This is a genomic window from Oceanobacter sp. ABM4_470, from assembly GCF_056158645.1.
The window spans coordinates 3311904-3328875 of sequence record NZ_JBSWTR010000001.1 but is presented as its reverse complement, the minus strand read 5'-3'; the positions used below and the strand labels follow the sequence as shown (position 1 = coordinate 3328875).

General features: G+C 55.9%; 13 protein-coding genes. 9 read left to right on the top strand and 4 right to left on the bottom strand.

What is annotated here, in order from left to right; genetic code table 11:
- The first annotated feature begins 136 nt into the window (after positions 1-136).
- Positions 137-1135, top strand: coding sequence for a dioxygenase family protein (locus tag ACXADJ_RS14660; protein WP_475067257.1), 999 nt, complete (start codon positions 137-139; stop codon positions 1133-1135).
- A 108-nt stretch (positions 1136-1243) separates the two neighbouring features.
- Here ACXADJ_RS14660 and gmk read toward each other — a convergent pair whose 3' ends face one another.
- The 4 genes from gmk to ACXADJ_RS14640 all read right to left on the bottom strand — a co-directional run bounded on the left by gmk (position 1244) and on the right by ACXADJ_RS14640 (position 4437).
- The gene (gene gmk, locus ACXADJ_RS14655; RefSeq protein WP_475067255.1) at positions 1244-1858 is read right to left on the bottom strand and encodes a guanylate kinase; all 615 of its coding nucleotides are present in this window, start codon (positions 1856-1858) and stop codon (positions 1244-1246) included.
- A 77-nt stretch (positions 1859-1935) separates the two neighbouring features.
- Entirely contained in the window at positions 1936-2823 is an 888-nt protein-coding gene (locus ACXADJ_RS14650; RefSeq protein ID WP_475067253.1) for an AEC family transporter, read from the bottom strand.
- A gap of 199 nt (positions 2824-3022) precedes the next feature.
- On the bottom strand, positions 3023-3793 hold the full coding sequence (locus ACXADJ_RS14645; protein WP_475067249.1) for a glutathione S-transferase family protein: 771 nt from the start codon (positions 3791-3793) through the stop codon (positions 3023-3025).
- Positions 3751-4437, bottom strand: coding sequence for a glutathione binding-like protein (locus tag ACXADJ_RS14640; RefSeq protein WP_475067245.1), 687 nt, complete (start codon positions 4435-4437; stop codon positions 3751-3753). Before ACXADJ_RS14640 ends, ACXADJ_RS14645 begins: the two co-directional genes overlap by 43 nt.
- 359 nt (positions 4438-4796) lie before the next feature.
- Here ACXADJ_RS14640 and ACXADJ_RS14635 point away from each other — a divergent pair, with 359 nt between their 5' ends.
- The 8 genes from ACXADJ_RS14635 to urtE all read left to right on the top strand — a co-directional run bounded on the left by ACXADJ_RS14635 (position 4797) and on the right by urtE (position 16916).
- Positions 4797-8384 carry a hybrid sensor histidine kinase/response regulator gene (locus tag ACXADJ_RS14635; protein WP_475067242.1) on the top strand — a complete coding sequence of 1196 codons (3588 nt, stop codon included), beginning with the start codon at positions 4797-4799 and terminating at the stop codon, positions 8382-8384.
- Positions 8385-8526: 142 nt separating this feature from the next.
- Positions 8527-9471 carry a response regulator gene (locus ACXADJ_RS14630; RefSeq protein ID WP_475067239.1) on the top strand — a complete coding sequence of 315 codons (945 nt, stop codon included), beginning with the start codon at positions 8527-8529 and terminating at the stop codon, positions 9469-9471.
- A 311-nt stretch (positions 9472-9782) separates the two neighbouring features.
- Positions 9783-10568 carry a type IV pili methyl-accepting chemotaxis transducer N-terminal domain-containing protein gene (locus tag ACXADJ_RS14625; protein ID WP_028292303.1) on the top strand — a complete coding sequence of 262 codons (786 nt, stop codon included), beginning with the start codon at positions 9783-9785 and terminating at the stop codon, positions 10566-10568.
- 398 nt (positions 10569-10966) lie between these two features.
- Positions 10967-12211, top strand: coding sequence for an urea ABC transporter substrate-binding protein (urtA, locus tag ACXADJ_RS14620; RefSeq protein WP_407635447.1), 1245 nt, complete (start codon positions 10967-10969; stop codon positions 12209-12211).
- Positions 12212-12521: 310 nt separating this feature from the next.
- Positions 12522-14150: an urea ABC transporter permease subunit UrtB gene (urtB, locus tag ACXADJ_RS14615; protein ID WP_475068205.1), complete on the top strand. Its 1629-nt coding sequence runs from the start codon at positions 12522-12524 to the stop codon at positions 14148-14150.
- Positions 14147-15340, top strand: a complete 1194-nt coding sequence (gene urtC, locus ACXADJ_RS14610; protein WP_475067231.1) for an urea ABC transporter permease subunit UrtC — start codon at positions 14147-14149, stop codon at positions 15338-15340. The genes urtB and urtC overlap by 4 nt, the downstream gene beginning before the upstream one ends.
- The gene (gene urtD, locus ACXADJ_RS14605; RefSeq protein ID WP_475067227.1) at positions 15337-16197 is read left to right on the top strand and encodes an urea ABC transporter ATP-binding protein UrtD; all 861 of its coding nucleotides are present in this window, start codon (positions 15337-15339) and stop codon (positions 16195-16197) included. The genes urtC and urtD overlap by 4 nt, the downstream gene beginning before the upstream one ends.
- Positions 16194-16916 (top strand): urea ABC transporter ATP-binding subunit UrtE, encoded by a 723-nt coding sequence (gene urtE / locus ACXADJ_RS14600; RefSeq protein WP_475067223.1) that lies wholly within the window; start codon positions 16194-16196, stop codon positions 16914-16916. Before urtD ends, urtE begins: the two co-directional genes overlap by 4 nt.
- The last annotated feature ends 56 nt before the right edge of the window (positions 16917-16972 follow it).

Here is a 16972-nt window from a genome sequence, read left to right as displayed (position 1 = left end):
CATGGCGGTAAAGAAGGGTATGGCTTTGTCTGGCTGGCCGTTTTCTTAAAAAAACACAGTGTTTCTCGGGCTACCCTCATCAGCGGTATTAGCACCATCAGCAGTTTCTGTTCATGGCATGGATGAGGACTTTCTTATGAAAAATACGCCTTCGATGGACGTAATCAGCCGTCGCAAACTCTTGCTCAGCTCGGCGTCATTGGCCGTTGCTATTCCGGTCAGTGGTCTGGTGGGCTGTGGCAGCAGTTCAGACAGCGCAACCGCGGGCAGCACAACGACCGATGACAGCACTTCGGATAGCTCTTCTGATAGCTCGACGGATGATTCCAGCAGCACGGAATCCCTGAGTCAGGACAACAGCGATGTTGACTGGGCGACGGGGGGTACCAGCAACGCCACGGTGGAGTACCCCAATCCCTTCGAGGAGGGCAGTTATTCCACTTGCACTCTCACCACCGAAACCACCGAAGGCCCCTGTTATTCGGATTCTGTTGAGCGGGAAGATATTTCCGAAGGGCTCGACGGTTTGCCAACCCGGCTGTGCTTCAGGGTGGTGGACGAAAACTGCGATCCGGTGGCTGGCGCGGTGGTCGATATCTGGCATTGCGACCGCTACGGGGTCTACTCCGGCGATGGCATGACCGCGGTAGATTTCTGCACCGGCGGCGATGAGGAATACACCAGCAACGATTTCTTTCGCGGCACCCAAACCACCGACGACGATGGCTATGTCTGGTTCAGCACCTGCTGGCCAAGCTGGTACTCGAGCCGGGCGGTGCACATTCACTTTATGGTGATCATCGACGACTTGACCTACGTAACCTCCCAGGTGGGTTTTGCCGACACGCTGGTCGACGACATCATCACCAACTGCACCGATTACAGCGACACCGGTCGCGGTTTGCCGGATACCTACAACTACGACGACACCGTGTTTCCAAGCACCGGCTACGAAGAGTATCTGCTGGATACCCACAAAATGTCGGACGGCTCCCTGTTGGCTTGGAAAGAGCTGATGATCGACAGCAGCAATGGTTATAGCCGCTCTGACAGCAGTGATGACATGAGTGGCGGTGGCATGGGCGGGACACCACCGGATGGAGAAATGGGCGACACACCGCCGGGTGGTTTCTGATTCTGACCACCCCTGCGGCCGCTCTGTTGGCCATAAAAATCGGCCATAAAAAAACGCCCGTCGGGATCACTCCTGACGGGCGTTTTGTATTCTTGCGGTTAAACGGAGTTAGCCGTTTAACAGGCCTTGCAGGGTATCGGCGTGGCGTTCACGCTGGGCTTCCAGACGGTGACGACGGGCGATCACAATGGAGCGCAACTCTTCGAGGGTGTTGTCGAAGTTGTCGTTGATGATCAGGTAGTCGTATTCGCCGTAGTGGCTCATTTCAGACTGGGCGTCGCGCATGCGGCGTTCAATGGTGGTTTCGTCGTCCTGACCACGCTTGGTCAGGCGCTCACGCAGGGCTTCGATGGACGGCGGCGCAATAAATACTGACACAGCTTCCGGCATCAGCTTGCGCACCTGCTCGGCACCCTGCCAATCAATTTCCAGAATCACGTCGCGGCCGGCCGCCAACTCGCTTTCCACCCATGGCTGGGAAGTACCGTAGAAGTTGTCGAACACCTGAGCGTGTTCCAGAAAGGCAGCGTTGCCGATCATGGTTTTGAATTCGTCGACGGACACAAAGTGATAAGCCACGCCGTTTTCCTCACCCGGACGCGGCGCGCGGGTGGTGTGGGATACCGACACACCAATGTGCTTGGTGGTTTTCAGCAGGGCGTTTACCAGACTGGTTTTGCCGGCACCGGATGGGGCCGAAAAAATAAACAGGGTGCCAATCATTGTCTCAGAGATCCGAACATGTGCGTGAATAGCTATCCAGTATAACCCGAATTGGCAGGCGATGGCGGCCCCGGGGATTAATGCAGGCCAAACCACCAGACCGCGCTGGCGGTAAGAAACGAAAAGGGCATCGACAGCAAAATCATCAGCGCAATTTCGTCTTTCGGACCGCCGTACTTGACGCTGAGCAGGTAGCTGATGACCGCCATAGGCATGGCCATCTGCACCATCATGGTGAGCTGTTCGGTACTGCTGAGGGGCATAAAGCGGGTCACCACAAACGCCACAGCGACACCGACCAGCGGTCGCCAAGCCGAAAACAGCAGCACCCGCCCTAATGCGCCCTTGTCGGACAGCTTCAGTTGCGACACCGAGCGGCCCAGCAGTAACAGCATCACTGGCAGGGTGATGGAGCCCAACATATCGAGAGTGTTCATGACCGGGGTCGGCAGTTGCCAATCCAGTAACAACAGCAGCGCGCCCAGCAGCAATGCCATTACCGGGCCGTTTTTCAGCAGTGCTTTGGGGTGGTAGCTGCCTGACATGGTGCCGGTACCGAGGGTGAAGTGGCTGATCTGCACCACCGATGAAATCACGATTCCGGCCGCCAGGCCCGCTTGTCCAAAGAAGGCGAAGCAGACCGGCAAGCCGAGGTTGCCGGTGTTGGGGTTGGTCAATGGCGAGACATAAAACGCCGGGCTCAGCTTCAGTAACTTCAGCAGCCCCCAGTTGATCATGGCGACCAAAGCCAGAATCACCACCGTCGACAGAATCAGGCTGCCCATGGCTTCGACGTCCATTTCCATCACCAGCACCGAGTGCAGCAGCAAGGCAGGAATCCCGACATTGGATACCAGGCTGCCCAGCTGGGGGCTGTCCAGATAGTCGGTTTTGCGGCTTAACAGAATACCCAGCAGCATCAGGCTGAAGATGGGGGTCAGTGCCGTGGCGAGGGCATGCAACATGAAGGGCTCCAGCAGGCACCAGATGGCTTGGGAGGTGCCAGAATCGTCAGGATAGGCGCCGGAGTTTACGGGGTACTTCTATGGCTGACTAATTCGGTAACGGCCGTTATGTATCAATTTAATTGATACGAGCCAGAGCTCCAGCCCGGTTAACTAATACCGGTATGGAGCCCGGTTGAGTGGTTCAGAGATGAGTGGCTCAGCCCGGACGCGTGGCGTCAACAATGGGCAAGGTGTTGTACTGGGCTTGTACGGCCAGCAAGGCAGGATAGGCCTCAAAGGTGTGCAACTGGCGGAATTGCAGCCATTCAATCATGGTCAGCAGGCACATGGTGGGGTATTGCCAATCATTGAAGGCACCGCCTATGGCTTGTTGTTCCAGCCATTGCAGAGAGTCTTCAATACGTTCCCGCTGCAGTTTGAACAGCAGAAGATCTTCCTGCACCGGCAGTTCCGAGAGTCTTCCAAGCACCATAACTACGCAGGAATCGGTGACGGCATCAATCACACTGATCTGGTTGTATTGGGTAATCGTTAATTCTGGCAAAGCCAGTTTGCGTTGCAGGTAGTGATGAATGACGTGGGAATCGAAAATGTGTTCACCGTTATCCTCCAGTGCAGGCACTTTGCGCACCGGAGAGATCCTGCCGTATTGCTGGCGGCCTGCGTCGTCGTATAGCGGAACATCTTCAAAGTGGTAATCGACGCCATCCAGCAGCAAGCGGATGCGACGCACGAACGGCGAAGGGGTCGTACCATAAAGGGTCATGGTCATAGCGGATTCCAGTTTCCATAGTCCATATTCGATCGCCATCAACGCTCTGTCTTCCAGAGCGGGCTCCGGGGCATTCGGACTGTCCTTGTTTGCGGAGGGTCCTGAATGAGCCACCAGCGTGATGCCGGTGGCTCGTCCCGTCAAGGGCAGTATCAGGCGTTCAGTACCGCCACACTGGCGCTGCGTTCCAGACACAGATTCAGCCAGCGGGTGACGTTCGGGTAATTGCTCAATGCCAGCGTCTCGCGAGCTTCGTAGTGCACCGTCAAGGCGCGCACCCATGGCCAGCTGGCGATGTCGGCAATGGTGTAGTCGTTGCCCATGATCCAGGTGCGGTTTTGCAGTCGCTCATTGAGTACCGTCAGCAGGCGCTGGGTTTCGCCCTTATAACGCTCCAGTGCGTAGGGGTCTTCAATGTTGGCGCCGCCGTAGGAGTGGAAGTGGCCAAATTGCCCGAACATCGGGCCGATGCCGCCCATCTGGAACATCAGCCATTGAATGGTGCGGTAGCGCGCGTGGTGATCGCTGGGAATAAAACGGCCGGTTTTTTCCGCCAGGTAGATCAGGATGGCACCGCTCTCCCACAGTCCCAGCGGGTTGCCGTCCATGCCATGCGGATCAATGATGGCGGGGATCTTGCCGTTCGGGTTCAGCGACTGGAATTCCGCCGAGTGTTGCTCGTCGTCGCTGAAGCTGACGAGGTGTTTTTCATACGCCAGACCGCATTCTTCCAGCATGGCAGAGACTTTCAGACCGTTGGGGGTATCGACGCTGTAGAGCTGGATAATGTCCGGGTTGGTGGCGGGCCAGCGTTCCGTAATGGTGTATGGCTTGAACATGATTGCCTCCTGCGCATCCCTCTACTGTGGGATAGGCGTAGCCCAGCCCCGGAATGGCGTGTATTTGTTGTTTGAGCCTGCTGTCCGGTGCCGAGAACAAGCTGCGAGACCAAACTGCGAGATCAAGCTGCTATATCAGGTTTCAGGCACTGAACGGCAGGCGCTGTTTATAAGGCACTTGCTTAAGCCTCAGGTTCGGTTTTGTACGTTCCTTAACCAGAACGGATTGTTGCAGCGGGCCTGCTGAGAGCGTGTTCCAGCTGCCCAAGACAAAATTGCCAATTGCAGGGCTGGCCACATTCGTCGCTCGTAATCCGTCAGCAAGTGGTTATGCTCGCTGATTTGCGTGTTGTCTTTGCATGTCTGCGTCTCAACGAATATTCAAGGTTCGCCGCCACTACAACAAATGGGTCACCGAGCAGACGCTGGAAGACTTTGCGCTGCGCTTTACCGCTCGTAGCGGTCGCCGGATGTCGATCGAACGGGTGGCGCAAACGGCGCTGGGTGCCACGGCGTTTCTGGCGTTGGAGGGCATTGCCGCAGCGGTTACCCTGAATTACGGCTTTACCAACACCGTCGCTGCCATGCTGGTGGTGTGTTTGTTGTTTTTTATCACCGGTTTCCCGATCACCTACTATTCCGCCCGTCATGGTCTCGATATCGATTTGCTGACCCGCGGAGCAGGCTTTGGCTATCTGGGCTCGACCCTGACCTCGCTGATTTACGCCACCTTCACGTTTATTTTCTTTGCCATTGAGGCGGTGATTCTGGCCGGCGCCCTGCATGCTCTGCTGGGTGTGCCGTTAGCGATTGGTTACTTCCTTTGTGCGGTGGCGGTGATTCCGATTGTGACCCACGGCATCAAGACCATCAGTAAATTCCAGTCAGGCACCCAGTTGTTGTGGGTGGCCTTGCAGCTTGCGGCACTGGCGGTGGTGATCATTAACGAGTCGGAGCATTTGGCCGCCTGGACCGGTTTCAGTGGCCTTGGGCAGGCCTTGCCAGCGGCGGACAGCTTGCCAGAAGCGGATGTTGCCGCCGGTGCCGTCAACAGCGCTGCCGGCAGCTTCAACATCCTGCTGTTCGGGGCGGCTGCCTCGGTGTTTTTTGCACTGGTGCCACAAATCGGCGAGCAGGTGGATTATTTGCGGTTTATGCCGCCGAAAAACGACAACAACCGCAAACGCTGGTGGTTCTGGCTGATTCTGGCGGGGCCGGGCTGGGTGTTGATTGGCATGATCAAAATGCTGCTGGGCTCGTTTCTGGCCTATCTGGCCATCACCCAGGGCATGAGTTACGCCGAAGCCACCGACCCGACTCATATGTATCAGCGGGTGTATTTTTACCTGACCCAGTCCGAGGGGACGGCACTGCTGCTGGCGGCGTTGATGGTGATCATTTCGCAGATGAAAATTAACGTCACCAACGCCTATGCGGGTTCGATTGCCTGGTCGAATTTTTTCTCGCGGCTGACCCACTCCCACCCGGGCCGGGTGGTGTGGCTGGTGTTCAACGTCACCATTGCTTTGCTGTTGATGGAATTGGGCATTTATCAGGCGCTGGAAGCGGTACTGGGGGTGTTTGCGATTCTGGCGGTCAGCTGGTTGGGTTCGCTGGCGGCTGATCTGTTGATCAACAAACCGCTGGGGCTGAGCCCGAAAACCCTCGAGTTCAAACGGGCGCACCTGTACGACATCAACCCGGTTGGGGTTGGCTCCATGCTGCTGGCGACGACGCTGGGAGTGTTGTCGTATTTAGGGGTATTTGGCGATGTGCTGGCGACCCTGAGTCACTTTGTCAGTCTGTTGGTGTGTTTTATCGCGGTGCCTTTTATCGCCTGGATGACCGGCGGCAAATACTATCTGGCGCGTACCTCGCCAGAGCTGGACGAACTGACACTGACTCCGGCACCGGTGGATGCGGCAACGCAGGGGCGACCGTTGCCCGATGCCTTGCAGCACAGCCACAGCGGTACCCATAAGTGCGGTGTGTGTGAAAACCATTTTGAGCCGGAAGACATGAGTTGGTGCCCGGCCTACGCACTGCCCATCTGCTCCTTGTGTTGCAGCCTCGATGTGCGCTGCATGGATGCCTGCAAACCCTACGGCCGGGTGTCGCGGCAGATTACCCATTTCCTGTCGAAGTTTGTCTCCACCGCCACCGTCAGACTGGTGAACTCCCGGTTGGGGCAGTTTGTGGGTTTGTTGCTGGTGGTGAACCTGCTCAACGCCGCCTTACTGGCGTTGATTTACCGGCAGATGGCACCGCAATCGGCGGCTGAGATTGAGCTGTTGCAGCAAACCCTTTGGACCTTGTTTTTCACCCTGCTGATTGTTTCCGGGGTGGTGTCCTGGTTGTTCCTACTGGCCCACGAAAGCCGCGTGGTGGCGCAAAAGGAATCCAACCGCCAGACCCGCAAGCTGATGACCGAAATCGAGGCCCACGAGGAAACCGACCGCGAGCTGCAACAGGCCAAGGAGCTGGCTGAGCGCGCCAACGCCGCCAAGAGCCGTTATCTGACGGGCATCAGTCACGAGCTGAGAACACCACTGCAATCGGTAATCGGTTACGCCCACCTGCTGGATAATCGCACCGATACCCCGGATTTTCATCGCAATGGCCTGCAAATTATCCAACGTTCGGGCCAGTACCTGACCGACCTGATCGACGGTCTACTGGATATTTCCCGCATTGAAGCCGGGCGGCTGGAACTGTTCCGCGAGCGGGTTGAGCTGCCTGCCGTGATTGACCAGCTGCAAGCCATGTTCGCCATGGAAGCCAGCAAAAAGGGCATTCGGTTTGAAAGCTCGGTGCAGGGCAAGTTGCCGCAGTGGACCATGACCGACGAAAAACGCCTGCGCCAGATTCTGATCAACCTGTTGTCGAACGCGGTGAAATACACCCCCGCGGGCGAAGTGCATTTCGACATTCGCTACCGCAATCAGGTGGCGGAGTTTTCTATTCGGGACACCGGGCCGGGCATTGACGGTGAGGCACTCAAGCGGATTTTTGACCCGTTCGAGCGTGTCCGTGATCAGGCCACCGCCAGCCTGCCGGGCACCGGCCTCGGACTGACCATTGTGCGACTGCTGGTCGACATCATGGGTGGCGATTTGCAAGTCGACAGCGAGCCAGGCAAGGGCAGTTGCTTCCGGGTGTCGCTGATGCTGCCGTGGCTGAGCGACCAAACCGACAGCGCCCGCTCTGAAGACGAGCTGGCTGATACCCGTCATCTGGTTGGTTACCAGGGTTATCAACGTACGCTGATGTTGGTCGACGATGACCCGGTAGTACGGGGATTGTTGGCTGATTTGCTACGGCCGTTGGGCTTTCAGGTGCTGGAAGCCAGCAGTGCCGAGCAGTGCCTGGGCTTGCTGGATGAGCTGATGGGCAAGGTGCCGGATCTGTTTTTACTGGATATTTCCATGCCAGGCATGAGCGGTTTACAACTGGCGGCGCTGTTGCGTCAGCAAGGGCTGGATGTGCCTTTGGTGATGCTATCGGCGGATGCTCAGGAGCAGGATCGCAGTGCCGATGAACAGGCGATTTACAACGACTATCTGGTCAAACCGGTGGCTAACCGGCGGCTGTTGAGCGTACTGGCCGAACAGCTGCATTTGCAATGGTCCTGGGCGCAGCCGTCCGCCGCCGCAACGGCCTTGGAAAGCGCAACGTCAGAACAGCCGAATGAACATCAGCAGCTACAGCTGCGCGAGCTGATTGCGTATGCGGAAATGGGCTATCGCAAGGGCGTCCAGCAGTGTCTGGAAGCGCTGACTGACAGTGTTACGGCTACTGACATCACTATTGCTACCGACATCGCTATTGCTAAGCCGGGTTGGCTGACGTCATTGCAACAGTTAGCGGCAGGGTATCAGTATCAGGGACTGCAGCACGCCTGCGAGCAGCTGCTGGCGGATACTCAACCGGACAGCACACAATCATGATTCTGACCTCACCGGCCCGCCAAATGGCCCACCAGGGCACGGGATTGACTGGGCAAATCGGACCATGGTGCTTGTGTTTGGTGAAGCTTATCGACGAGAATCAAACTCCTTTGCAGTTTTCAGAAGCAGGAATGCTCTCGTCATGATGTCCACAACGGAATCCGGTTTTGCCAGTACCACCGCTCCCGAAAGCCGGGCGGACATGGTGTTGGTGGTGGACGACTCACCCGATTCACTGAGCCTGATCAACGACGCGCTGGAAGCCGCCGGGGTCGAGGTGCTGGTGGCACTGGAAGGCCGCCAGGCGCTCAACATTGCCCGCAAAATGAAGCCGGACATGATTCTGATGGATGCCATCATGCCGAACATGGACGGCTTTGAAGCCTGTCGGTTGCTGAAAAGCGATCCGGAGCTGGCCGCCATTCCGGTGATCTTTATGACCGGCCTGACCGAAACCGAGCATGTGGTGAAAGGTCTGGATGCTGGCGGCGTCGACTACCTCACCAAGCCAATCAAGCCGCAGGAATTGCTGGCCCGCATGCGGGTGCATCTGAAGAATGCCCGTCTGACCCACAGTGCACACACGGCACTGGACTCCACCGGGCAGCACCTGCTCACGGTGGCTATCGATGGTCTGCCCAGCTGGGCGACCCCGCAGGTGCATGCTTTGCTGTCCAAAGCCCGGGTCGATGACCTGACACTGAAAGCGGTGCTGGCACCGCAGTTACAGCAGTGGCTGAGTCAGCCTCTTTCCGCCGGGCAGACACTGGTGTTTAACGATATTTCCTACCCCTTGTCGGTACGCTTTGTCGAAACCCAGAGCAATGGTCAGGCGCTGTTGAAGCTGATTGACGGCGAACGCCCCACTGGGGCCGCCATGCTACGTCAGCAGCTCGGCCTGACCGAGCGGGAGTCGGAAGTCTTGTACTGGATTGCCAATGGCAAGGCCAACCGCGATGCCGCTGAAATTCTGGGTATGAGCCCACGTACTGTGAACAAGCATCTGGAGCAGGTGTTTGTGAAACTGGGGGTGGAAAACCGCACCGCGGCGGCGGGCGTAGCACTGCGATTGCTGGCTGTCGAGTAAGGCGTCGCTACTGACAGCTTTTGTAACAGTGTTCAAGGTCAAAATAGCTAAACGGGCATTCAATTGTCGGTATTGGCAAAGTGAGTTGTCCTACAATTCTGTTCACCACTCAACTCTTCGGGTAGTTTAGTAACAGTGTTCCAACGGCGGAGCACTTGCAAGACTCCGATGCAGGCTGGGGATATCCCCTCCAGCCGTCATTTGATCGCAGATCAAAGCTGATCTCCTGTGAGGTTGGCTATTTTTTTGTCCGCTCTTCGGGAGATCGCTGTGGTATCACAGTTACCCGACTATAGAGAGTGGAGGATCGAATGAAAAACCTGATCACTTCCTTGCTGGTACTTGCCAGCCTGCTGGGCTTCAGCGTTCCCTCATTTGCCATGAACGACGCCGAGGCCATCAACGTTTCCGGCAGCCAGCGCATGCTGTCCCAGCGCATGATGAAAAGCTATTTGATGATTGGTGCCGACGTTAAAACCGACGTTGCCCAGCAGCAGCTGGACGAATCCATGGGGCTGTTCGAAGAGCGCCTGGAAGCCCTGATGAACTACGCCCCCACCGACCAGATCAAGGCCCGCCTGAACAAGGTGCAAGGCATCTGGAACCAGCATCGTGGTGGCTTGCTGAAGAAACCCAACAAAGAACAAATCCTCGGGTTCATGGAAGAAAACCGTCAGCTGCTGACGGCCTGTAACGATGTGGTGGTGGAGATTGCCAAATTCGCCAACGTCCCAAGCGCCGAGCTGGTCAATATTTCCGGCCGTCAGCGGATGCTGTCGCAGCGCATTGCCAAGGCCTATCTGGCGATGTACTGGCGCATTGATTCCGATGAGGTACGTCAGGAATTCTCCGACTCCATCGCGCTGTTCGAAAAATCCCTGCAAAAGCTGCAAGCCTCTGGCATGAACACCCCGGAAGTCGAGCAAGCCCTGCAACGGGTAGGCAGCCAATGGGCCTTCTCGCAAAGCGGCTTCAAACTGGATGAATCCGGCCGTTATGTGCCGACCGTTATCTCAGTGACCACCGAATCCATCCTCTGGAAAATGAACGACATCACCAAGATGTACGAACAGATTATGGCTGCGCGCAACTCCTGATCGGCTCTCCGTCGTTGGAGTGGGCGCAGTCGTTGCCCCTCAGCCAGATAACCATGGTCTTAGCTCCCTTGATCATGCTGGTTGGATACCCTTGTGCCGCTCTTTGAGCGGCTTTTTTGTGCCTGCTGTTTTTGCTTTGCTGGCGATGGTTTATCGAGAGCAAGCTCTCTCCCACAATGCTGGTCAGACGCCAGACTATCTACGTCAAATGACGTACCCCGCTACGTAAAACAACGCACGGGCTTGCGTTAATCGGCCAATACCTGCCGTTACAAGAATATCGAATACTGAAACTGTTCTGGGGAAGGCCATCTGGCCACACACGATAACGAGCACAGGAACTCGATATGAAATTCAACAAGCTGTTTGCAGGTGTCACTCTGGCACTGGGTACGTCCATGGTTACCTTTACCGCGACCGCAGAAGACACCATCAAGGTAGGTGTGCTGCACTCTCTGTCCGGCACCATGGCGATCTCCGAAACCACGCTGAAAGACACCGTACTGATGATGGTGGAAGAGCAGAACAAGGCAGGCGGTTTGTTGGGCAAAAAGCTCGAGCCTGTGGTCGTTGATCCGGCTTCCAACTGGCCTCTGTTTGCGGAAAAAACCCGTGAGCTGCTGACCGAAAAAGACGTAGACGTGATCTTTGGTTGCTGGACCTCCGTGTCCCGTAAATCGGTACTGCCAGTCATTGAAGAACTGAACGGCCTGATGTTCTACCCGGTTCAGTACGAAGGTGAAGAGTCTTCCAAAAACGTGTTCTACACCGGTGCGGCGCCGAACCAGCAGGCCATTCCAGCGGTTGACTACCTGATGAACGACCTCGACGTTGAACGTTGGGTACTGGCTGGCACCGACTACGTGTACCCACGTACCACCAACAAGATTCTGGAAGCCTACCTGAAGTCCAAAGGTGTGGACGCCAAGGACATCATGGTGAACTACACCCCATTCGGTCATTCCGATTGGCAGTCCATCGTTTCCGACATCAAGAAGTTCGGCAGCAAGGGCAAGAAGACTGCCGTGGTTTCTACCATCAACGGCGACGCCAACGTACCTTTCTACAAGGAACTGGGTAACCAGGGCATCTCTGCCGAAGACATCCCGGTGGTTGCCTTCTCGGTAGGTGAAGAAGAACTGTCCGGTATCGACACCAAACCATTGGTAGGCCACCTGGCCGCCTGGAACTACTTCCAGTCCGTGGATACCGCTGAAAACGAACAGTTCATCGATACCTGGAAAACCTTCATCAAGAACGAAGACCGCGTCACCAACGACCCGATGGAAGCGACTTACATTGGCTTCAAAATGTGGGCACAAGCGGTTGAGAAAGCCGGTACTACCGACGTAGACGCGGTTGAAAAGGCCATGATCGGTCAGGAAGTGAAGAACCTGACTGGCGGTGTGGCGGTGATGAACAAAAACCACCACCTGAGCAAACCGGTTCTGATTGGCGAAATTCAGGACGACGGCCAGTTTGAAGTGGTTTGGGAAACCGACGGTGTTGTTGCTGGTGACGCGTGGTCCGACTTCCTGCCAGGTTCCAAGGACCTGATCGCGGACTGGACTGCGCCTACCGAGTGCGGCAACTACAACGTCAAGACCAAGTCGTGTGGTGGTAGCATGGCCACTGCCGAGTAAGGCTCATTTTCGGAGGAACTGGAGCTCGGTATCTCTGCGTTAAAAATCGCTCGGCGATTCTCATGTATGACTTATACACTGCGCTCGCCTCGCAATTTTTGCCTTGACCTACCGTCGTCCAACTCCTCCGAGACGATAGCTACATTTGCGGGTGCAGTAAGGAATGTCACTTAACGGATAACCTTCTGTACCTTCAAATTAAAAAAACCTCGCACCACCCATTTATCCACAGCTTCACCCGCCACTGCGGGGTGTTACAACCGAAGCGGAGATCAACGTGAAAAAACTAATGTGCATCAGTTTCTGGCTGATGGGGTGTTTGCTGCCCGCGCTTTCCCATGGCGCCGAGCCTGACGCCGCTGAAGCTACCATTCAGACCGGCTATTCCGACTCTGAAACCATTCCGAAACTGGTGCAACAGCTGACAGAAAAGTCGCTGACCAAAGCCATTCCTGTGCTGGAAGCACTGGCACGTGAAGGCGGTGAAACCATGTTGCCGTTGTTCCGTACCATGCTGAATGGCGACCTCTACTACGTAAAAGCAACAGGGCAGGTGGTTGGCCAGCAGGAAGTCGACGGCGAGACTTCCTACAAGGACATCCTGACCGCTGAACCCATCATTGGCCTTGGCAAGCGCGATACCAAAAAAATTCGTGTAAACAACAAGTTACGCGGCTTTCTGCGTGACGCTATCTCGCGCATTCAATTGTCTTCCGAAGACCCTGCCAAGCGTGGCACAGCGGTTCGCAGCCTACTGTCTGACCTCGATGACAGCACGGTGCTGGCCATCAGCGAAGCTCGTGAAAATGAAACCGATGCGGATGTTATGGCGACCATGGATCTGGCGCTGGCGATGTACGCCCTGGCCGAAGGTAACTCGGATGTTGAAAAACTGGACGCTATCGAACAGCTGTCAGGCAGTCTGGAACAGGATGTGCGTAACCTGCTGCGCCAGTATGCGGAAATGGAGCCGGATCACAGCGACTACAACGCCAAGGTATCCGCTGCTGCCAGTAAGGCTTTGAGCAAGATTCAGGAGAAAGTCGAGTTCTACGGCTTTGTCGACCAGCTGTTTTTTGGCCTGAGCCTCGGCTCGGTACTGCTGCTGGCAGCCATTGGTCTGGCCATCACCTTTGGTGTGATGGGCGTGATCAACATGGCCCACGGCGAAATGATCATGCTGGGCGCTTACACCACCTACATCATTCAGATGCTGCTGCCGAATCACATCGACTTGTCTATCTGGATTGCGATTCCGGCGGCCTTCATTGTGTCTGGTCTGGTGGGTGTCGCCATTGAGCGTGGTGTCATCCGCCACCTTCATGGACGCCCGTTAGAAACCTTGCTGGCGACTTTTGGTATCAGCCTGTTCCTGCAACAGCTGGTACGTACCGTGATCTCACCGCAGAACGTACCGGTATCCACCCCAAGCTGGATGTCCGGCACGCTGGACATCAACCCGGTGCTGTCGCTGACGCTGAACCGTCTGTACATCCTGGCATTTGCGCTGCTGGTGTTCTTCGCACTGCTGATCATCCTCAAGAAAACCAATCTCGGCCTGAACGTGCGGGCGGTATCGCAGAACCGTGCCATGGCCCGCGCCATGGGCGTGCGCTCGGATCGTGTTGATGCGCTGACCTTTGGTCTGGGTTCCGGTATTGCCGGTATCGCTGGGGTGGCTCTGAGCCAGCTGACAAACGTTGGTCCTAACCTCGGCCAAAGCTACATCATCGACTCCTTTATGGTGGTGGTATTCGGTGGCGTCGGTAATTTGTGGGGCACTCTGGTGGCGGCTTTCTCGCTGGGCATTGCCAACAAGTTCCTGGAGCCGGTCACCGGTGCAGTCTTGGCCAGCATTCTGGTGCTGGTGTTCATCATCCTGTTCATTCAGAAACGTCCGAAAGGCCTGTTTCCTCAAAAAGGGAGGGCGGCCGAATGAGCTCCCTGATTTCTTCTATCTTCGCCAATCGTGGTCAACCGGGTGGCCGGGTGATGCCGTTTGTGATGATTCTGCTGGTGGCCACGGTACTGGCATCCGGGCTGAATCTGTTCACGCCGGAAGGTTCGGCGCTGCACGTCAGCACCTACACCATCACCCTGTTAGGCAAGTATCTGTGTTACGCCATGTTGGCGCTTGCTGTCGACGTTATCTGGGGTTACTGCGGTATTTTGAGCCTCGGCCACGGCGCCTTCTTTGCGCTGGGTGGCTATGCCATGGGCATGTACCTGATGCGTCAGATTGGTGATCGTGGTGTGTATGGCAACCCGATCCTGCCGGACTTTATGGTGTTCCTCGACTGGCAGGAGTTGCCATGGTTCTGGCTTGGTGTGGATCAGTTCTGGTTCGCCATGATCATGGTGATTCTGGTGCCGGGCATTCTGGCTTATGTATTCGGTTTTCTGGCCTTCCGCTCACGGGTTACCGGCGTTTACCTGTCGATCATGACCCAGGCGTTGACCTACGCGCTGATGTTGGCCTTCTTCCGCAACGAAATGGGCTTTGGTGGCAACAACGGCCTGACCGACTTCAAGGACATTTTGGGCTTTGACCTGCAATCCGATACCACTCGTATTGTGCTGTTCCTGATTACCGCGGCTCTGTTGAGTGTGGCGCTGGTCACCAGCCACTGGATCATGAACTCACGCATGGGCAAGGTGATTCTGGCGGTACGCGACAGCGAATCCCGCGCCCGCTTTATTGGCTACAAAACCGAAACCTACAAGGTTTGGCTGTTTGTGTATTCAGCTGTGATTGCGGCAGTGGCCGGTGCCTTGTACGTGCCTCAAGTCGGCATCATCAACCCGGGCGAGTTTTCTCCAATCAACTCCATTGAAGTGGTGATCTGGGTCGCTGTGGGTGGCCGTGGAACCCTTATTGGCGCTGTCGTCGGCGCGCTGCTGGTGAACTACGCCAAGACCCGTTTTACCGCCATTCTGCCAGAAGGCTGGTTGTTTATGCTGGGCGCGCTGTTTGTGCTGGTCACCCTGTACCTGCCAAAAGGCCTGATGGGCTTGTTTGGTCAGCTGAAGCAGAAGTTTTCCACGCCTGCGGGGCCTTCAAATGGGGCTGGCGGCTCGTCGGCTAACGACAGTAAGACAACCGAATCCACTCAGGGAGCCAGCGCATGAACATGATTGAAGAGCGCGTCAGTAAGGCCAGTGAGCAGGCCCGTGAATTTTTCCGGCCGGATCAGGTCTGGCCATTTCTGGTGCCGGACCAGCCCCAGAAAGTGGACGTTTCCAAACAGGTGCTGCTGTATGTTGAAGGTCTGAATCTGAGTTTTGATGGCTTCAAGGCACTGAACGACCTGAATCTTTACATCAACGATGGCGAGCTGCGTTGCCTGATTGGTGCCAATGGTGCTGGTAAAACCACCCTGATGGACGTGATTACCGGCAAGACCCAGCCGGACTCCGGTACCGTATACTTTGGCTCCAACATTAACTTGCTGGATCGTAGCGAAGATGAAATTGCCCAGCTCGGCATTGGCCGTAAATTCCAGAAGCCAACCGTGTTCGAAGCCCAGACGGTATTCGACAACCTGGAGCTGTCGCTGAAATCCAACAAGGGTGTGATCCCGACCCTGCTGGCGCGGCTGTCGCCGACCGAGATTCAGCGCATCGACGAAGTGTTGAACATCATTGGGTTGCAGGAGCAGCGCTTTATGCTGGCGGGTGCTCTGTCCCATGGCCAGAAACAGTGGCTGGAAATCGGCATGTTGCTGATGGCCGATCCGCGTTTGCTGCTGGTGGATGAACCGGTCGCAGGCATGACACCACAGGAAACCGAACGCACGGCAGAGCTGCTGCAATCACTGGCCGGTGAGCGCACTGTGATTGTTGTGGAACACGATATGGAGTTTGTTCGTTCTATCGCCCGTACAGTGACGGTGCTGCATCAGGGGTCTGTGCTGGCCGAGGGCACGATGGACCAGATTCAGGCTAACAAAGATGTGATTGAAGTGTATCTGGGAGAAGACGCATGATTGCCATTAATCAGGTAAACCAGCTTTACGGCGGCACTCAGATTCTGTGGGATCTGAACCTCAATATCGAAAAAGGCTCTTGCACCTGCATCATGGGCCGCAATGGTGTCGGCAAAACCACGCTGTTGAAATGCCTGATGGGCTTACTGCCAGTGTCCAACGGCGAAATTCTGTTGAACGGCAAAGCCCTGCACAAACAAAGCGCCGAATCCCGAGCTTTGGCGGGCATTGGCTATGTGCCACAGGGCCGCGATATTTTCCCGATGCTGACGGTGGAAGAAAACTTGCGTATTGGTCTGCCAATTCGCAAACAGCGTCTGAAAATGTTGGGTAGAGAAGACGAAACCCACGATATTCCGGAAAAAATCTTCGAGCTGTTTCCGGTGCTGAAGGAAATGATGCATCGTCGTGGTGGCGATTTATCTGGCGGTCAGCAACAGCAATTGGCTATAGGACGAGCGTTAGTTATTGAGCCTGAGGTACTGATCCTTGACGAACCCAACGAAGGCATTCAGCCTAACATCGTCAAACAAATTGGCGATGTGATCCTGAAGCTGAACGCCGAAGAGGGATTAACCGTTATTCTGGTCGAGCAGAAACTGGGTTTCGCCCGTCGTGTTGGCCGTGAATTCCGGCTGATGGAAAAGGGTCGGGTTGTCGCTAGTGACAAAATGGACAATCTGTCCGATGAGCTGATTCGGCAGTATCTGGCGGTATGATGCTGGCAAAACCTGACCGAATGGTCATTGCGTGGCTTGATCCATCAGTCCAGCAG